Annotated in this window: 14 protein-coding genes and 1 tRNA gene; 3 read left to right on the top strand and 12 right to left on the bottom strand. The window is 51.3% G+C overall.

All coding sequences use genetic code 11. The features are described from left to right. The first annotated feature begins 188 nt into the window (after positions 1-188). Together purU and CU041_RS11385 are read left to right on the top strand one after the other, a co-directional pair. A complete protein-coding gene (gene purU, locus CU041_RS11390; protein WP_068517777.1) occupies positions 189-1,055 on the top strand; it encodes a formyltetrahydrofolate deformylase in 867 nt (288 codons plus the stop codon). Between the two features lie 213 nt (positions 1,056-1,268). Beyond that, a complete protein-coding gene (locus CU041_RS11385) occupies positions 1,269-2,705 on the top strand; it encodes a sensor domain-containing diguanylate cyclase (protein ID WP_101246981.1) in 1,437 nt (478 codons plus the stop codon). A gap of 94 nt (positions 2,706-2,799) precedes the next feature. Here CU041_RS11385 and CU041_RS11380 read toward each other — a convergent pair whose 3' ends face one another. The 3 genes from CU041_RS11380 to CU041_RS11370 all read right to left on the bottom strand — a co-directional run bounded on the left by CU041_RS11380 (position 2,800) and on the right by CU041_RS11370 (position 5,917). Then, complete coding sequence (locus CU041_RS11380; protein ID WP_101246980.1) at positions 2,800-3,807, bottom strand: aspartate-semialdehyde dehydrogenase; 1,008 nt, start codon at positions 3,805-3,807, stop codon at positions 2,800-2,802. Between the two features lie 325 nt (positions 3,808-4,132). Then, on the bottom strand, positions 4,133-4,321 hold the full coding sequence (locus tag CU041_RS11375; protein ID WP_212733789.1) for a DUF3012 domain-containing protein: 189 nt from the start codon (positions 4,319-4,321) through the stop codon (positions 4,133-4,135). 138 nt (positions 4,322-4,459) lie between these two features. After that, positions 4,460-5,917 carry a TrkH family potassium uptake protein gene (locus CU041_RS11370; RefSeq protein ID WP_233433086.1) on the bottom strand — a complete coding sequence of 486 codons (1,458 nt, stop codon included), beginning with the start codon at positions 5,915-5,917 and terminating at the stop codon, positions 4,460-4,462. A gap of 217 nt (positions 5,918-6,134) precedes the next feature. On the opposite strand from CU041_RS11370, the gene CU041_RS11365 reads away from it, so the two are divergent. Beyond that, positions 6,135-6,848 carry a thermonuclease family protein gene (locus tag CU041_RS11365; protein WP_101246978.1) on the top strand — a complete coding sequence of 238 codons (714 nt, stop codon included), beginning with the start codon at positions 6,135-6,137 and terminating at the stop codon, positions 6,846-6,848. Here the strand turns inward: CU041_RS11365 and CU041_RS11360 are convergent, their stop codons facing one another. From CU041_RS11360 to CU041_RS11320, 9 genes are all read right to left on the bottom strand, one after another. After that, positions 6,849-8,213 carry a PepSY-associated TM helix domain-containing protein gene (locus tag CU041_RS11360; protein WP_101246977.1) on the bottom strand — a complete coding sequence of 455 codons (1,365 nt, stop codon included), beginning with the start codon at positions 8,211-8,213 and terminating at the stop codon, positions 6,849-6,851. Further along, the gene (locus CU041_RS11355; protein ID WP_170310203.1) at positions 8,213-10,651 is read right to left on the bottom strand and encodes a TonB-dependent receptor; all 2,439 of its coding nucleotides are present in this window, start codon (positions 10,649-10,651) and stop codon (positions 8,213-8,215) included. Before CU041_RS11355 ends, CU041_RS11360 begins: the two co-directional genes overlap by 1 nt. Before the next feature lie 135 nt (positions 10,652-10,786). Next, positions 10,787-11,827 carry a FecR family protein gene (locus CU041_RS11350; protein WP_101246975.1) on the bottom strand — a complete coding sequence of 347 codons (1,041 nt, stop codon included), beginning with the start codon at positions 11,825-11,827 and terminating at the stop codon, positions 10,787-10,789. 118 nt (positions 11,828-11,945) lie between these two features. Continuing rightward, on the bottom strand, positions 11,946-12,506 hold the full coding sequence (locus tag CU041_RS11345; protein WP_170310202.1) for an RNA polymerase sigma factor: 561 nt from the start codon (positions 12,504-12,506) through the stop codon (positions 11,946-11,948). 159 nt (positions 12,507-12,665) lie between these two features. After that, a tRNA-Gly gene (locus CU041_RS11340) sits at positions 12,666-12,739 on the bottom strand. A 214-nt stretch (positions 12,740-12,953) separates the two neighbouring features. Continuing rightward, a complete protein-coding gene (gene gpt / locus CU041_RS11335; RefSeq protein WP_068517785.1) occupies positions 12,954-13,433 on the bottom strand; it encodes a xanthine phosphoribosyltransferase in 480 nt (159 codons plus the stop codon). A gap of 183 nt (positions 13,434-13,616) precedes the next feature. Next, entirely contained in the window at positions 13,617-15,512 is a 1,896-nt protein-coding gene (locus CU041_RS11330) for a CHASE2 domain-containing protein (protein ID WP_101246973.1), read from the bottom strand. Next, the gene (locus tag CU041_RS11325; protein WP_101246972.1) at positions 15,513-16,982 is read right to left on the bottom strand and encodes a M48 family metalloprotease; all 1,470 of its coding nucleotides are present in this window, start codon (positions 16,980-16,982) and stop codon (positions 15,513-15,515) included. Between the two features lie 2 nt (positions 16,983-16,984). After that, positions 16,985-17,395 (bottom strand): hypothetical protein, encoded by a 411-nt coding sequence (locus CU041_RS11320; RefSeq protein WP_170310201.1) that lies wholly within the window; start codon positions 17,393-17,395, stop codon positions 16,985-16,987. Between the last annotated feature and the right edge of the window lie 169 nt (positions 17,396-17,564).

Below are 17,564 nucleotides of genomic sequence, written 5' to 3'. Positions count from 1 at the left end.
CCCCATTCATGACAAGCAGCGGAATTCTTGGCACAAGCGTTGATAAAGTCCAGTCCTTTATCGGCTATGCGTTTTTGTTCTGGCAGGTTTGGCATAGGCGGAAATCCGCCATTTCCGGGTTGGCAGGACGTTTGATCGCCGCTATATCGGCGGGGTAAACAAATTCAAGAAAGAAAGCAGCCGCGGAAATGTCCGAACTCGCCAAAACCTTTATTCTGACCATCACATGCCCCGATACCTTCGGGATTGTCGCAAGCGTTTCAAGCTTCCTTGCCGACGAAGGCGCGTTCGTGACCAAACTTGAACAGTTTGGTGACCCCATTAGCAAACGCTTCTTCATGCGTGTCAAATTTGAAGCTGGTCGCGCCTTGCGCACGGATTCCGAATTTGCAGAAAAATTTGCACCGGTTGCCGAAAAATTCTCGATGCAGTGGAAACTGCACGACTTCCATCGCAAACCCAAAGTGTTGCTGATGGTGTCGAAATTCGGCCATTGCCTGAATGATATTCTGCACCGTGTTGCATCCAACAACCTGCATATCGAAATCCCGGCCATCGTTTCAAACCATGAAGACATGCGCGGCATCGTCGAATGGTACGGCATCCCCTATTATCACCTGCCGGTCAGCAAAGAGACCAAGGCAACCCAGGAACAGAAGCTCCTTGATCTGGTCGGGGAATATGAGGCTGATCTGGTTGGTCTTGCGCGCTATATGCAGGTGCTTTCAACCGACCTTTGTCAGGAACTCGAAGGGCGTTGCATCAACATCCATCACTCGTTCCTGCCAAGCTTCAAGGGTGCGAAACCCTATCACCAGGCCCATGCGCGCGGCGTGAAACTGATCGGCGCAACGGCGCATTACGTGACCGCAGACCTCGACGAAGGTCCGATCATTCATCAGGCTGTCGAACGTGTTGATCATACCATGACCGCTGATGACATGGTCGAAATCGGTCGTGATATTGAATCGGTCGTATTTTCCCGCGCCATTCAGATGCATTGCGAACATCGCGTGTTCCGCAACGATCACAAAACCATCGTATTCCGCCGCTAGTTCCAGGCTTGCACACGCAAAAGTTTCACGAAACCGCCAGTCACCTGATTGGCGGTTTCTTTTGATTCAAACCAAATTAATCGCCGACTGCATTTGGCACCCCGTGCCATTTTGGCCCGTGCAATGATCCGTTCTTTCCCGTAGATTACCAAACCGGAAGTGCTGAGCATAAAACAGCCAGCGATATAAGGTTTTATCTTTGGGGAGCTTTCCGTGCACGGGAAGAAATTATATTTCGCTATCGTTTTATGCGTTCTTCTTGCGGTTGGTTTTCTGACCACAAGTTTTGTAAGCTTTTATGTCGCACGGGATTCGCTTGAAGAACAGATTTCCGAAACCACACTTCCGCTAACCAGCGACAATATCTATTCCGAAATCCAGCGTGACCTGCTTCAGCCGATCTTCATTTCGTCGCTGATGGCCCATGATACCTTTGTGCGTGACTGGGCCTTGTCCGGCGAGACCGATGAAAAACGCATCATCAAATATCTGACCGAAATCCAGTCACGTTACGACACCATCACGTCCTATTTTATCTCGGATAAAACCCGGAACTATTATCATTCAAGCGGCGTGATCAAACAGATCAGCGAAGATGACCCGGCCGATGCATGGTACTTCCGGGCACGCGATGCCAAAAAGCCTTATGAAATCAATATCGACCATGACACGGTCGATCGGTCCCGCATGTCGATCTTCGTCAATTATCAGGTACTCGACTATAACGGGAATGTCATTGGCATAACAGGCGTTGGCTTGTCGGTCAGTTCGGTCACCAACCTGATTGAAACCTATCAGAACCGGTATGGCCGGACGATCTATTTTGTCGATACCCAGGGTCATGTGACATTGCGTGGCAGCGGCTTTGGCGATGCGCAAAATTTGCACGAACGCCAGGGCATGCGCCATCTTGCCACACAGATCCTGACATCGCCGGGTGCCTCGATGTCGTATGAGGAAGATGGCCATACCTATTTCGTCAACAGCCGCCTTGTACCGGAATTCGGATGGCTTCTGATCGTTGAACAAAGCGATTATTCGTCAAATGGCCGACTGCAAAACACCCTGTTTGCCAATATTGGTATTTCGCTTCTGATCACCGTCATCGTCGGTCTTGTTGCCTATCTGACGGTTCGCAATTACCAGAACCGGCTCGAAGAACTGGCATCACGGGACAAGCTGACCGGAAGCCTCAATCGTCAGGTCTTTGACATGGTCTTTGACCAGACAAGCAAAACCGCCCGTCGTCAAAAGACACCATTGTCTGTCATGTGTTTTGATCTCGACGGGTTCAAAAGCATCAATGACACCTATGGTCATCCGGGTGGTGATGCGGTTTTGCGCGAAGTTCTGACATCGATCCGTACCAATGTGCGTGAATCTGATCTGATTTGCCGTTGGGGCGGGGACGAATTCGTGGTGATATTCCCCGAAACCGGTCGTCAGGACGCCATGATCAAGGCCCGCGAACTCGCGGATAATATCCGCGAAGCACCTGTGCGGTTTGGCCGTGACCAGATCCTGATTACGATCAGCGCCGGTGTGACCGAGTATCGCGACGGCGAAGACCTTGAAACCCTGATGGCGCGCGTTGATAACGCGCTATACACCGCCAAGGCATCCGGACGCGATCATATTTCACTGGCCTGACCGGCCCGACACGGCTCGACAGAACTCTGTTAAAACAAATGGCCCCGCCAGATCATCTGGCGGGGCCATTTTCATAGCAGGATCAAAGCCGGGTTTAGTCGGCGATCGATGCTTCTGCAATCTGGACCGCGTTAAGGGCCGCACCTTTGAGAAGCTGGTCACCGGCAACAAACAGTTCCAGACCGTGATCCCCAAAGATCAGGTTAGAACGGATACGACCGACTTCGACGTCATACTGTTTGGTCGCGGTCAACGGCATCGGGTATTTGTTGTTTGCCGGATCATCGACAAGTTTCACACCCTTGGCCTTGGACAGAACTTCGCGGGCCTGCGCCGGGGTAACGGCCTTTTCGGTTTCCACGACGATCGCTTCGGAATGGGTACGCTCGGTCGGGATACGAACCGCGGTGCACGATACCGGCAGATCCGGCGTGCCAAAGATCTTGCGCGTTTCCCAGGTCACCTTCATCTCTTCTCGGGTGTAGCCATTGTCCTGGAAGCTGTCGATATGCGGGATAACGTTGAATGCCAGCGGATGGGCAAAGACTTCTGCCGGAACCGGCTTGCCTTCAAGACCCGAAGCCAGACCTTCGCGCAGTTCGTTCATGCCCGGCTGACCGGCACCCGATGCCGCCTGATAGGTCGACACGATGACTTTCTTAAGACCAAACGCCTGATGCAGCGGCCAAAGTGCAACCGCGGCAATCGCCGTGGTGCAGTTCGGGTTTGCGATCAGTTTCGCCGTCTTGGCAAGATCACCATTGATTTCCGGCACGATCAGCGGAACATCGTCATTCAGGCGGAATGCCGACGAGTTATCAATCACCAGCGCGCCTTCGGCGATCTTCGGCGCATATTCCTTGGCGAAATCACCCGAAACAGCAAGGAAGACAATGTCGCACTGCTTTGCTTCTTCGACAGAGAACAGCGCGACGGTCTTAGTGCCAAACTTAGTCTCCACGGTCTTGCCTGCTGAACGCTCGGATGCGAACAGGGTGAGTTCACCCACAGGGAAGTTACGATCAAACATAACGTTGATCAGCTCGACGCCAACCGCACCGGTTGCGCCGATCACACCGACATGGAGATTTTCGGCACTCATAATACTTGTCTAACCTCGTATAAAAATTGTTGTCGTATTCGACTACCGCGATCATTCGCGGGCCGCGCATTATAGGGATTTATCAAGGTAACGCAAATGTACCTTGCTGCATCGCACTTATGCGCGGAAATGTTCTGTCTTTAACGCCCCTGACAACAGTTTGTTCCATGTCGTTTTTCATAGGCCAGACGCAAAAATCCGCCCTTCGACAGTACCACCGCCAAGCAGGTGTCGAAGGGCGGATTTAACCGTCGTGAAGACGGCATTTCCAGACATCAGCAAAGAATCGACCAGCACGGACCGTGCCGGTCAGACATTCACACGATCAGAAAAGACAATGTTTGGCGAAATCCGCGGCCTCATTGGCCGTCCAGTCGCCTTTGGGCTTTTCCTTAAGATCGGCACACCATTCCTCGCTGCCGACTTCCGGTGAACAGGCCGAAACCGCACCGGCAATCATCAGCACCGAAAAAACGGTGGCCATTTTGCGCGTGAATTTGTTCTGCAGCATCATGTCCGTGTCCAGGTTTGTTTGTTCGTTTGTTTTGTTTGTTGCCTTCACAACATTGCACAAACCTGTATCAAACCCGGCGCGCCGTCTGTGGCGTCCGTCACAGCCGTTCGATAATTCCCGAAACAAAGGATAACGAGGTTAATCCCGCCAGAATGACGGCATCAAAAGCACCAGAAGGGTTTCGAATTCAAGTCGCCCAAGAACCATCGCGATATCAAGAATCCATTTCGCAGAATCCGGCAAGGACTGGAAATTACCCGCCGGCCCAATGATGTTGCCAAGCCCCGGCCCCACATTGGCAAGTGACGTTGCAGCGGCACTCATCGACGTGATCAGATCAAGCCCCGTCATGCCAAGCGCGATGGTCACCGCGATATAGCTGACAGTCAGCAAGAACACATAAACCGTCACGGCATTATAGATGTCAGACGTGATTTCATGCCGGTCAATACGACTGACCACGACAGCCGACGGACTGCGCAGCCGCATGAAATGGGCACGCAACCCGGTAAACACGACATAAAGACGGAACATCTTGAAACCGCCCGATGTGGATCCGGAACATCCACCAATAAAGGTCGCAAAGAAAAACAGCATTACTGCTGCCGGTCCCCACAAAAGATAATCCCCCGACGCAAACCCGGTGGTCGTTATGACCGACACAAGGTTAAATGCCGCCATGGTCAAAGACCGAAACAGGCTATCATCTGAAATCTGGGTCAAACGGATCGTCAGCAACACGGTAAAGCCCGCGATGATCAGACAGAACAGCTTGATCTGCTGATTGCCGATTACGGCCTGGATATTGCGTTTGCGCAGCACCACGGCATAGGCAGTAAACGGCAATCCACCAGCAAACATGAACAGAATGGCGATCCAGTGCAGCGACAGGCTGCTGTCAAACTTGGCAAAGGACAAATCCGACGTGGCATAGCCACCGGTCGACAATGTCGTCATTGCATAGTTGATGGCATCAAACCAGTTCATGCCAAATACGCGATACAAAACAAGGCACACGAAAGTCAGGCTGCTATAGATCAGGACGATCTGCAAACACATGTCGCGCATGCGCGGGCTAAGCTTTTCTGATCGATCTGAACTTTCCATCTGGAAAAGCTGCATCCCGCCAACCCGCATCATCGGCAACAATGCCAGTGCAGTGACGATGATCCCGATCCCACCCAGCCATTGCATGATGGACCGCCACAACAGCAACCCCGGTGGCAACTGGTCAAGCCCGGACAGGATGGTCGATCCCGTTGTCGTCAGACCCGAAACCGTTTCGAACACGGCATCGCAAAAACTGATATCCAGCGACGAATACCAAAGCGGCAATGCCCCGGTCACACTGACAGCAATCCAGGACACAACGGTCAGGACATATCCCTGACGGGCGGTGACACGCGGCCCGATATCCGATCGGCAGGCAAGGCACGCCATGCCGCCAAGTCCGATGGTCGTGATCGATGCCTGGGCAAAGATTTTCCAGTCAGGATTACCGTAATAAAGATCCACGGCAGCCGGCACCATCATCGAAATCCCGATGATAATGACCATAACCCCGACAACGAAAAAGATGGGTTGCAGACGAAACAAAGAAGCTTCCCTGTCAGCAAAAGACAAACCCGCTTGTAGCGCCAAATCCGGATCAATGCATCCTGTTATTGCGCATGGCACCTGCCACACCGCATGCGGTTTCAGACCTTAAAATCAAAGCCGGTCATCATTTTGCCGTTCTTTTCCCTTGTTCTTTTGATCTATCCGATGTGTCATTCGTCAAAGACCGATCCGTCGCCCAACCATCGAGGTCCCGTTGCAGCGTTTTGTCCGCCTTCTCATTCTGTTCGCAGTTCCCCTTCTGTTTGTCCTGGCGGTCAATGCTCAGGGCGGGCCGGTACATGCAGCAGACAAAACCCAGCACAGAGACAAGCTCGCCGGGCTGGAAGCCGAAGGACGTGATGTTGTCGTCATTGATGGCGATACCATCATCATCGACAATGTTGTTGCCGATATCGCCGGCATTGACGCCCCAGAACTTGGCCAGCAATGCCTTCATAATGGCAGTTTCTGGGATTGTGGCATGTCTTCGGCGATGCAACTTCGCAAATATTTTGCCATGGCACCGTTCCCGGTGCAGTGCTGGCCCGGGGATCAGGAACGCTCGTCCAAACCGGGCGACTTCCCCATCGTGGAATGCGGAATTGGGGAACGTGACGTTGCCGCTGCAATGATCAGCGATGGCGAAGCACTTCCGATAAGCGGCTATTCACATCGCTATGATCGTTTGTCCGCAGAAGCCGACAACGCCGAAATCGGCATTCATGGCGGAGACATGATTGCCCCGGCCGACTGGCGGGACGGAAAGCGCCTTGAAGGTGAAACAGGTCGATGCCTGTTCGTCGCGACAGCAGACCACCACTATATCGGCACACTTGATCCGCGCTTTGGTAAGATCAATCAGGCAACAAACACCGAACTTTGCAGCGACGAAGAAGCGCGCACCAAGGGCTATTCTTATGCCCCGTGATCACGCCAAGTGAAGCTTCCTGTTCTTTGCGCGAGACAACCGACAGATACCAATCACCCAAAGCAGTTCGATCAGCAACGTTACTATCGCCCAACTGACGATGAAAACTGTAACGCCATCTGGAAGTTCGACCATAACATATTCACCGTCGACTTTGCCGCCGACACGGTGCAGGTAAACCCAAACAATCGGCAATACCGAGATCGGGACCATCAATGCAACACAGGCGGCAAAATTCGCCTTTGGCCATTTTACAGACCTTTTGCCTTGCTGCTTTTTCACATAAAGCCAGCCCCCGGAAAGCGACAATCCAGCCAGAACAAGACCGAAAACAAACCAGATAACCTTGCTGGCGATCCCTGCGAATGTTCCAAAATGCAAAATATCGGCCGTTTCAGACCAACGCCAATAGGTGTTTAGATCTTCGGCATACTGATTGAATTCAATCTCGCCACTCGCGGGATTGATGAACAGTTTGTTTGCCCGGTCTCGTACCAAAACATCATCGGATTGGCCGATAACATAAAAAAATCCCGCACGATCAGGCTGGATCGTTGTGATGTGCATATCAGGACGCGCCTGCCGCGCGATTTCAATCAATTCTCCAACAGGCAATTTCTCCAGCCCCTTGTTTCCGGGACCTGGCAACTGGTGAACTGCCAACGGATATGCGTCGACCAAGGCAAATTTTTCATCACCAAGTTTGTAGCGCGCTTCTTCAAACAGATACCAGACACCGGTAAACGCCATCAACAAAACGAACCAAAGGCTCCATAACCCTGCAAACTTGTGCAGGTTGCTCCACAGGCTGATTTTTGTTCGACCAAGACGCAGTTGAAAGAAGCGCTGCCACCACCGTTTAAAAAAACACAACGCCGAGAACATCGACAGGAACAGCGGAATGGCAAACAAACAGACAAGGAACTTGCCAACGCCATAAAGACCGAAAAACGCCTCGTGAAACTCGCGAAAGAACCTTTGAACTGTAAAGATCGACTGGCTTCCGGAAACCTCGGATGTCGCTGGACTAAAATACACGAACAAGCGTGCGCCATCTGGTTCCTTGACTGTGAACCGTGCGGCAGAAACTTTGTTTACCGGGGCTTCGGCGAGTTCGATTTTGGCACCTGGATAAGCACGTTCCACGACCGAGAAAGCGTTAGAAAAGTCGAAATTTTCGTCTGCTGTGGCTGTGCGGGACTCAGGCATAAGAAGCCAATCGATTTCCGATGATAGTGCGGCAAAAGCCCCGCTCCAACATATGGAAAACAACATCAGCCCCAAATACACGCCGATCCAGCTATGCCAGTCAAACCAGTTTGGTTTGACTGGCAATTTCGCTGATGATTTCCAGTCTCGAAGCATCAAAACTCGACTCTGACACTTCCAAACAGGGTTCTTGGATTACCGACACTCACACGGTATGTCCCGCCCGAGGCCACGTAATAGTCCTCATCCGTTACGTTTTTGACCCCAAGGTCAAAGCGAATACGCGACTCATTTCTAAGTGGCAGATAATACCAGACACCAAGATCATAGACGGTATAGCTGCCCAGCTCGAACGTATGACCATTGTCGCCGTAGCGATCACCGACATGCGTCAAGCCGCCACCAAAACCAAGTCCCTTGAATTCACTTGCGGTATCCTGGAATTCGTAACTTGCCCAAAGGCTTGCCGTCATATCTGGCGTATTTCCCGGACGGTTACCATCGTTGGCATTGTCGCTGACAATTTCCGAACCAAGGAAGCCGACACTTCCGCGCAGATTCAAGCCTTTAACCGGTGTCGCGGTGACAGAACTTTCAAACCCGCGCGAACGGATCCCCCCAGTCAATTGCGGTGTGCCATTAACAGATTCGACCACGTTTTCCTGCTCAATATCAAACAGTGATGCGGTCAGAAGCAAACGATCCTTCAAGCCAGACCATTTTGCCCCGATTTCATACTGGCGCCCCTCTTCCGGGGAAAACACTGCTGTTGTTCCATTACCGCTATAAATATTCTGCGACTGGAAGGTCTCGGCGAAGGATGCATAAAGTGACAACTGCTCAACCGGCTTCCACAGAAGTCCTGCCGATTTTGTCAGTTTGCCATCGCGTTTCGGATCTACCCCCGACAGAGCACCGGTAAGCTTGTTTTCAGCACTGTATTCATTGTCAAAGATCTCATACCGTGCGCCGAGTGTCAGCGTCACGTCATCGGTAAGATGCAAGTCACCCTGTGCGTACGGTCCATAAGAGATTTGCTCGACTTCGGTATATTGTCGAGAGCGCGGGTTGGAGGTCGTATTGTCAACCAGCGTGAAGGAAGACGGATTTGAAACGGTGCCACCAACCTGATCCTGACCAGAGAAGTTGGTCCAGGTTTCATATTGATGTCGCAGCTCGACCCCGGAAACCAAATCAACCGGTCGCCAAAGATCGGCTTCACCACGCAGTTGCATACGCCCGAACGCAGTGCTGAGTTCGCGATCGTCATTGCCCTGGACACGTCGGGTTAAAACACCTGTGCTTGAAACATTGGTTACCTCATTACGCAGCTCGTCAACCTGTTCATAGGCATAGAAAAGCTTGCTTTCGAGGAACCAGTCATCATCAAAGACCGGAACAGAGGTATCAAGCTCCCAGATATGCGTCGTCACATCACGGTTGTTCAGGTTGGTCTGATCAAATCGGGTATCAAGCGACACATTTGCGATCTCTCGGCTGCCACCGCTTCCGGGGACCGTGACAACGCCACGGTCAACAGGTCGCTCGTCATGGGTATATTCATAACTGAAATCAATCATTGAACCGCCATCCGTCATCCATGACATCGCGCTGTTCAAGAATTGCCGCTCGATCGTAGCATCGCGGAAGTTTTCGCTATCCTCGGCAGAGGCCGTAACACGATAACTAAACGCGTCACTTTCCCCGAGCGGTCCGGTCACATCAGCCAACGCCTGTTTCTGACCATGCTCATTGAAATTCGTAACTGCATAGGCTTGCTGCTCATAAGACGGTTTTTTGGTAATGACGTTGACCAGTCCACCTGGCGTCATCTGACCGATTTCGGCCACCGGCCCTTTGATTATCTGCACATTGTCTACGGTTGACGGGTTGATGCGGCCATTGGTTTTAAGCCGCACCCCATTGCGATAAATATCATCGCGGCGACGAAAACCACGAATAAGAAAGTCTTCACGACTACCGCCATAACCATCCATATTCACAACGTTCGGCGACAAACGATATACGTCTTCAAGCTCCTGTGCATGCTGATCAAGCAGCAATTGCTCCGGGATAATTTCTACCGTGCGGGGGATCTCGGTTACATCTTTGGGAATCATGGTTCCCGTCTCGGCATACCGACTGTCATACCGGGATTGTCGCGTACCGATGACCTGAATGGTATCGAGTGTCATCTCGTCGGCATCGCTATTTGCATCAAGCCGGTGCAACGTGATCGAGTTTGCTGATGTGTAACTGAATTCGACGTTGCTGCCTTTCAGCAGGATATCAAGAGCCTGATCTGCCGTATATTCGCCAACCAGTGCTGACGACGCATGTTGGTAAATCGACTGTTCCGTATAAAGGATCTGGATACCGGTGATGTCGGAAAATGCCGTCAAAGCCTGTGGCAAGGGTTGGGCCGATATATCGAATTGGAACAGTATCTGATTTTGTTCCTGCTGATCGGCGTCTTGCGCAAAAGCACCTTGTGCAAACGCATATTGAAAGGCCAACAACGATGCCCCAACCATCAGTTGCCGTCCGATCTTCATATTCATTAAGCTGACCACGTCAGTCCCCCAAGTCTTCAAACACAAAAATGCGAATAGGTCGCATTGACATCGTGCATATAAAGACGCGAGAGAATTGAAAGTCCCCTAGGCGTCAGGGAACATTTTTTAAAATCATTGAAATGACCTAACGAAATCGAGTGTCATTTCCTTAAATTACATAATCAATATCATATAGTTAGTCAGCTTTACGACACGTACCGATAATGTGCCCTCGATCGCATCAAGAACCTGCTCAATATCATCTGTTCGGAACACACCGCTGACGGACAGATCGTTAAGTTCGGGGTTTACCGCCACTATGCGCCCGTCGTGATAGGTATTAAGGACATCCAGCACATCTGAAAGCGGGGCCTGATAGAAAACCATTTTGCCTTTGCGCCAGGCTGTTGTCGCAACGCGATCAAACCGCGTACTTTCTCCGATTCCACGCGATGAAAGTGTCGTTGCCTCACCCGCAACCAATGTCACAGTTGCGCTGTCGTCGCCCGTATTCTTGCCCGCCCCGTCGGCAGACCAGTTCACAGCAACCTTGCCTTGCTCCAGACTGACTTTGACCCGTTCTGCATCCGAACGAATGTTAAACGCCGTGCCCAATGCGGTCACATTCCCAAATTTCGTATGTACGACGAAGGGACGCTGCGCATCATGCGCAACATCAAACCAGGCTTCACCCGACACCAAATTCACGCGCCGGATATTCTCGTCAAAGTCAACGGACACAGTAGTTTCTGCGTTCAATTTGATCTCGCTGCCGTCCGACAGCGATTTGGTCAGGACAGAATGCTCCGCATGCAGAAAATTCTCGTCAAACATCGCCATGACGGTCGGATAAAAGTTTTGCCCAAGCCCAACGAAAAGCAACAAACAAGCCGCCATTGCTACCGCCATAACAGGCCGCATATAGCCACGTTTTTCTTGCACAATCTGGCGTGTGCGGCTTTGCTGAGCGCCTGACGATCGCGCCTGTCGTTTTACAGGAAGCGCCAATCTGCCCCAAAGTTGCTCGACCTCGCCGTAAGCCCGCGCGTTATCTGTGGAAAGTGTCTTCCATCTTTCAAACTGTGCGATCAGCTCTTCCTGCTCATCCGCACTTGCGACATCATTTGCTTCGCGCAAACGCGTGTGCCAAATCACAGCCTCGTCAAATAACTGCTCTGAAACCGGCTCAAGGGGCATGTTGTGACGATCCGTCATTCAATCGCACCTGAAGGTTTATGATATTCGGCCATCGCCATACTGCCGCGTAATATAGCGGAGATGCGCATGTTTACACCGTAAAAGACCACAGGTTTCAAAACTCGAAGATACACTTTCAGTTATCCGCATGTGCTTTTTGAAGACTGCGACGACATTCCAACATCGCCTTGCGAATATGATTTTCAACTGTCTTAACAGATACATCCAGCCTTTCAGATATCTCGCGCATCGAAAGTTCTTCACCACGATACATCAAAAAAACCTGGCGACACTTCGGCGGAAGGGTTTCAACAGCTTGAGAAATAATACGTAACTCCTGCTGGGCGGCGGCCACGTCTTCTTGTGACGGTGCCTGATCTATTTCAACAATCCCGGGGGCATCTTTTTGTGATGACCGAACTGACAGATGAGACAGTCGCCCATAAGTTTCAGGAGAATTATGGCTGCGACGATAATGATCCGCCAAAAGGTTACGTGCAATTCGAAAGACATAAGCGCGCGGGTTTTCCGGAATAGTCTCGGCTGCGCTTTTTGCCCGCACCCAGGTTTCCTGCACGATCTCTTCGGCCACGACATCAGATCCGCAGCGTTTTCCGATAAAAAGCAACAGGTCGTCATAATATTTCTCGACGACCAGTTCTAAGCTGGTTGAAACCTGCCCGGCTATTTCTGACACAATGCCTCCCCGCTTGAGGCTGCCGATGGAAGTTTCAGTTGTCTAACAGCTTCAACAACCCTGTATTACACGATTTTGATAATCATTCGCAAATATTTTATAGATATATGTAATGCGAATAAATACGCCGCTGTTCTTGAGGTTCTTGGGGGAGAAGATTGGAGCGGGTGAAGGGAATCGAACCCTCGTATGCAGCTTGGGAAGCTGCCGTTCTACCATTGAACTACACCCGCAAAGCGCGCGTTTTATAGCTCGCTTTGTCACAGTGTGCAAGCAGATCAAAAGACAGCTTGGCAATTTATTTCCTTAAATCGGCCCTTCACGCCAGGGCACCTTCGCACAAAAAAATCGCCCGGAGTTGCATCTGGAAACATCAACAGTTCCCTGATGGAAGTCCGGGCGATAATTCCGTCATTCTGACAAAAATCAGATGCGTGGGATCGTCACTTAGCGTGCGCGTTCGGAAATCGGTGCATTCACCGACAATTCCATATCCCACGGGAAGTAAATCCAGGTGTCCTGGGACACTTCGGTGACAAAACTGTCGACGATTTCACGACCAAGCGGCTTGGCATATACAGTGGCGAAATGCGCATTCGGGAGCTTTTCACGAACGGCCTTTGCGGTTTTACCGGTATCGACCAGGTCATCAATGATCAGCATATCGGTGCCGTCACCTTCGATGCCTTTGAGCCATTCCAGTTCGCCACGGCTTTTGTCTGAATAGCTGCGTACACAAACCGTATCAATCAGGCGAATATCAAGCTCACGTGCAATGATCGCCGCAGGAACCAGCCCACCGCGGGTAATCGCGATAATGCCTTTATACGGGCCTTTTTCCAAAAGACGCCATGCCAATGCACGTGCGTCGCGATGCATCTGTTCCCAGGATACCGGGAAACCTTTGTTATACGGAGCTTCGCTCACAAGAATTCTCCTGCGCCAGATCAGTTCGCCAAAACGGGTGGTCTTCACATCGTGAACGATACCAAACCGTCAAGGACCGCAACTCATAAAAATTTAAGGCGCTTAACTACGCCTTGTTTGCAGCAAAGGCAAGGGCAGCCGTTATTTGCCGCAACCAATCCACCTTCGGACAATAGCGCAAAATTAAACAGTTGCAGATTTTTCAATAGCTTCGGCTGAATTTTCATGGCGGTCATGTTCTGCACCTTCTGCCAATTCATTGTCCTGAGCAAACAGCGAGCGCACAAACGGTATGTAACTCAGCATGCCCAAACCGATTACCGCCAGCCAATTGACCGGGGCAATAGACAGCACAGACAGCTCCAGCACAATTGCGCCGAACGTCACGATCGCAACACTCAAAACCAAATCGAGCAAACAAATCACAACCATGAACCAGTTGCGCGCGAGCTGGCGGTCACGCAAGTCAAGTTGTTCCGTCCAATGGTATTCTGCATTGCGATTCCCTGACCAGACCCGAAAAAGCTTCGGGATCTTTGGGACAAACTTCATCATCGACAAAAACATTGAAAGTTTGTTCGCCAAAATCAGTCCGAAATATTCAAGAGGATTGCACTCCCTGTCTTGGGCATTGCTGGCGTGTGGCAACGCAGGAAACGACCGCCGCGCAAGCCCGGCCAGTCCAAAACGTAAAAAGACAATGATCGCCAGTGTCATGATTTCAATCAGGTCCGCTGTCAGCCAGAAACTGTATGTTGCCTTGTCAGAAAGATATGCAGACCCGTTGCTCAGAAGGTTTTCCAACGCCATTGCATGCAGGAAGACGCCCGGAATATCCGTATCAAGCGTTGGTGGTCGAACCACATCCTGAAACCCCTGGAGGTTCTGACCATACATCACAATGCGATCATTGAAATTCTCCACCCATCGCCCTGCAGAAGGGGTGTCACGATAAACCTGTTCTGCAGAAATTGTGTGAAACGGTGCACAGTTGACGTCGGCGCGCGCCCCGATCCCAAACAGTGTCGCCAAATTGCCAGTTATTCGTTTGGCAACATTCGGGTCGCTATATTGCGGACCGCATTCATAGGGTGGAATGACATTCCCGGATTGATCATATGCCTTTGTCCAGGCCGAATAGTCCGCTTGCCGGTCCGGCCATGACAGCCACATCGGACGGACCAACAAATCGTCCCGCCATGCCAGCCATTCCGATTTGTCTGCTTTGGGCGGCATAATCAATGCCTGGTCACAGTTCCAGCCACGCCTTATGGATTTTGCGCGCTCTTTGCCAGAACAAAAATGCTGATAGATCGTTGTTGCTGCTGCGGTAATTCCGGAAACGTCACATCCAAGGAGGTTGCCGTTCCCCGTCCGGCGCATGACTGCATCATCACAAAGCGGCAAATCATCATCCTGGAGATTTGCAACGCGCCCGGCGTTGCGTAATTCAGGAGCCAATTGATATGAAAGTGCCCTGATATCAGCCTGGCCTCGCAAATCACCCCAGCCCGATACCAGAGTTACATATGGTGCGAGCTCTGACAGAACAGCGTGGTGCTGATAAAAGTTAAGCGCCCCGGCCTGCAAATATACCGGAATATCCATCATCTGGTACATCTGCAACGTACTGACCAGCATCGTCAGGCTGTCGTCATGGACATAAAGCTCGGGCATCCATTCGTCAGCAAGAACACCTTGCGGTGCTGCCGCGCGCCGGTCACGGAAGGTAAAATCGATGAACAGTGCCTTTGGCTTTGCTGTCAGCAACTTGCGCAAAACCTTGGCATGCAATCCATATACCGCGGGCCAGCTTGATTTCAGCCCCGCCAGGGATTCGTCATCAAGAAGAATAACGCCAATATCATCCACCCGGCTGGCTGGATATAGCGGTGCCCCAACTGTCTGGCTGAAGACAGCATAGCTGTATTCATCTACCGCATCCCCAATGGAATCCGGCTCGATCAGCAAAATAATCGCGGCCAGGGCGACGTTGATTACCCCCCACCACACTGGCTTGAGACGGGCAACTTTGAGTTCTTTTTGTTGCCCGTCGCTACGAAAACTCTCTTGCCCCATTTACATACCGGCCATTTGTCCGGCGGGGGAATTTCCCGCGCACATGGCACGCTGTTGCGGATACCGGGTCACACATCCGATCAGCAGTTCGTTTTCACGCACTTTGTTGCCGCTTGCTTTTACAAGTGGATATAAAAACCGGTAAGTTTCAAGCGGCCAGTCATAGTAGGTCGCAACCTCTTCAACCCGGTTGAACGCCGTTTTGGTATTCCCAAGCGATTTAAGAATCTCGGCCCGCTTCATTTCAATCGGCAAGGCAAGAATCTCGCCATTGCCGATAAGATCAATATTCTGAGCTGCTTTCTTGAGGTTCCCCTGACGTTCGCGAACTTTGGCGAAGGCCCAGCGTGTGTATGGATGACTTGCCGTCGGTCCGCTTACGGCCTTGCGGGCATCTGCTTCAAGAACTCTCAGATCAATTTCACCGTCGTCACTTTCCAAGGTCTGCAAGATTTCGGCTGCTACCCGGTAATTTTCCAAAGTGCGTTTGTTGCGCTTCACGACAGAATCAAACGCGTCTTTGTGAACCATCCTGCTGGCACGCTCCGGCATGTATTCCCGCATACCATAAGCAAATATTTCCTCGGCACGTTCTGCTGCGTCATCATGCTTTGCTGCAAGATTTTGCTGAATTGTGCTGACCGCGTTTCCGAGCTCGGAAAGGAACTGGTTTAGCAGGACATTGTCCTCGCCTTTCGGCTGGAATTGCATCTGAAGAAACAGTTCAAGCTGGTTCCTGGTGACCTGGTAATTTGCACCGAACTTTTCTTCTGCTTCTTTGGCCACTTCAAAATAGCCAGATGCTCCTTTCGGCTGGTAGCCGGCTTTCACCATCAAATCCAGACCAAGATAATCTGCAACCCGCTCCTGGCTCCGATCCCAGTTGGGCAACAAAAGATCACGCAAGATCAGGTCACTTCCATACATCTGCCCTGCCTTCCGAAGCAGGTCGCTTTGGTTATTTTCATTCCCAAGCGCAATATCCGCAGCTGTCAAAAGATACGGACGCAGCATGGAAAACAGGTTTTCCGGGGTATGCTGCATCAAGACGTGGCTGTATTCATGGCCAATCAAAAAGGCCAGTTCGTCCTCGCTGCGCAGATATTCGAATGCCGAATGATAAAGAAACACTACACCTTCACGTGCCGCATGTGCGCCCGGTCCGGAATTGCCGATCAAAACGACCTCGGCTTTCGGTGCCCCGACTGGTGCAACGGCAATGATCTTGTCCAATACCCCTTGGGCATAGTCCTGAAGCTCGTTGATCGGGGCCTCACCGATTGACTGGGCCATGACCATAGCTTTCGCCGAATGGATTTCCTCAATCGTGTATTTCTTGGCTTCCGGAATAGAAACCGTATCGATCAACTTTCCTTTTTCCGGAATTGAATCCGAAAGAAATTGCATATCTTTGACGCAACCGGTCAGCGTCATCGCGCCAACGACCAGGATCAAACCCAGCTTTTTCATTTTTATTTCCCCTTAGCCGAGACGCAATCAGCACCCGCGCCCCGTGTCCCCTTACCGCCGAGTGTCCCAATGTCGCCTCCGCAGACGACCGGGCTACGTGCGACTTCTTTGCCCTGCACGACAATCATGTCGTCAGGAATCCAGTAGATTTTCTGTTCATCGAGAAAACGGACCTGGTACGCCCCGAAATTCTTGCTGTCGTGCGAATAGAAAACGACCTGAGCGGGAAAATTTTCCCCCAGGACCATTCGCTCGCATTTTCGGGATTCGCCACCAGAATCACACATGACAACGGGGAACGAGGGATGGGTAACAGTGACCCCTCGAATTTCTTCGTTCTGTGCAAAAGCACTGCTAATACCAAGCACACATAGAACTGCGGCCACAAAACCAGACCGAATTAGAGTCGCCACCCGAAGTCCCCCCATCATGTATCCCGGATACAACCGGCACATGTGAAGCATCATGCATCTTCAAAAAAGATGATGTAACTGTTCGAAGGGGAACTTATGCTATCCGATCAGATAGTTAGAGAGTTTCCGGATTTCACATAAACCTGAAAAACATCAGCTTACCTTGCCG

The sequence above is a fragment of the Thalassospira povalilytica genome, assembly GCF_002844235.1.
Taxonomy (GTDB): Bacteria; Pseudomonadota; Alphaproteobacteria; order Rhodospirillales; family Thalassospiraceae; genus Thalassospira; species Thalassospira povalilytica.
The sequence above is the reverse complement of the archived record's forward strand: the minus strand, read 5'-3'. Positions and strand labels throughout refer to the sequence as shown.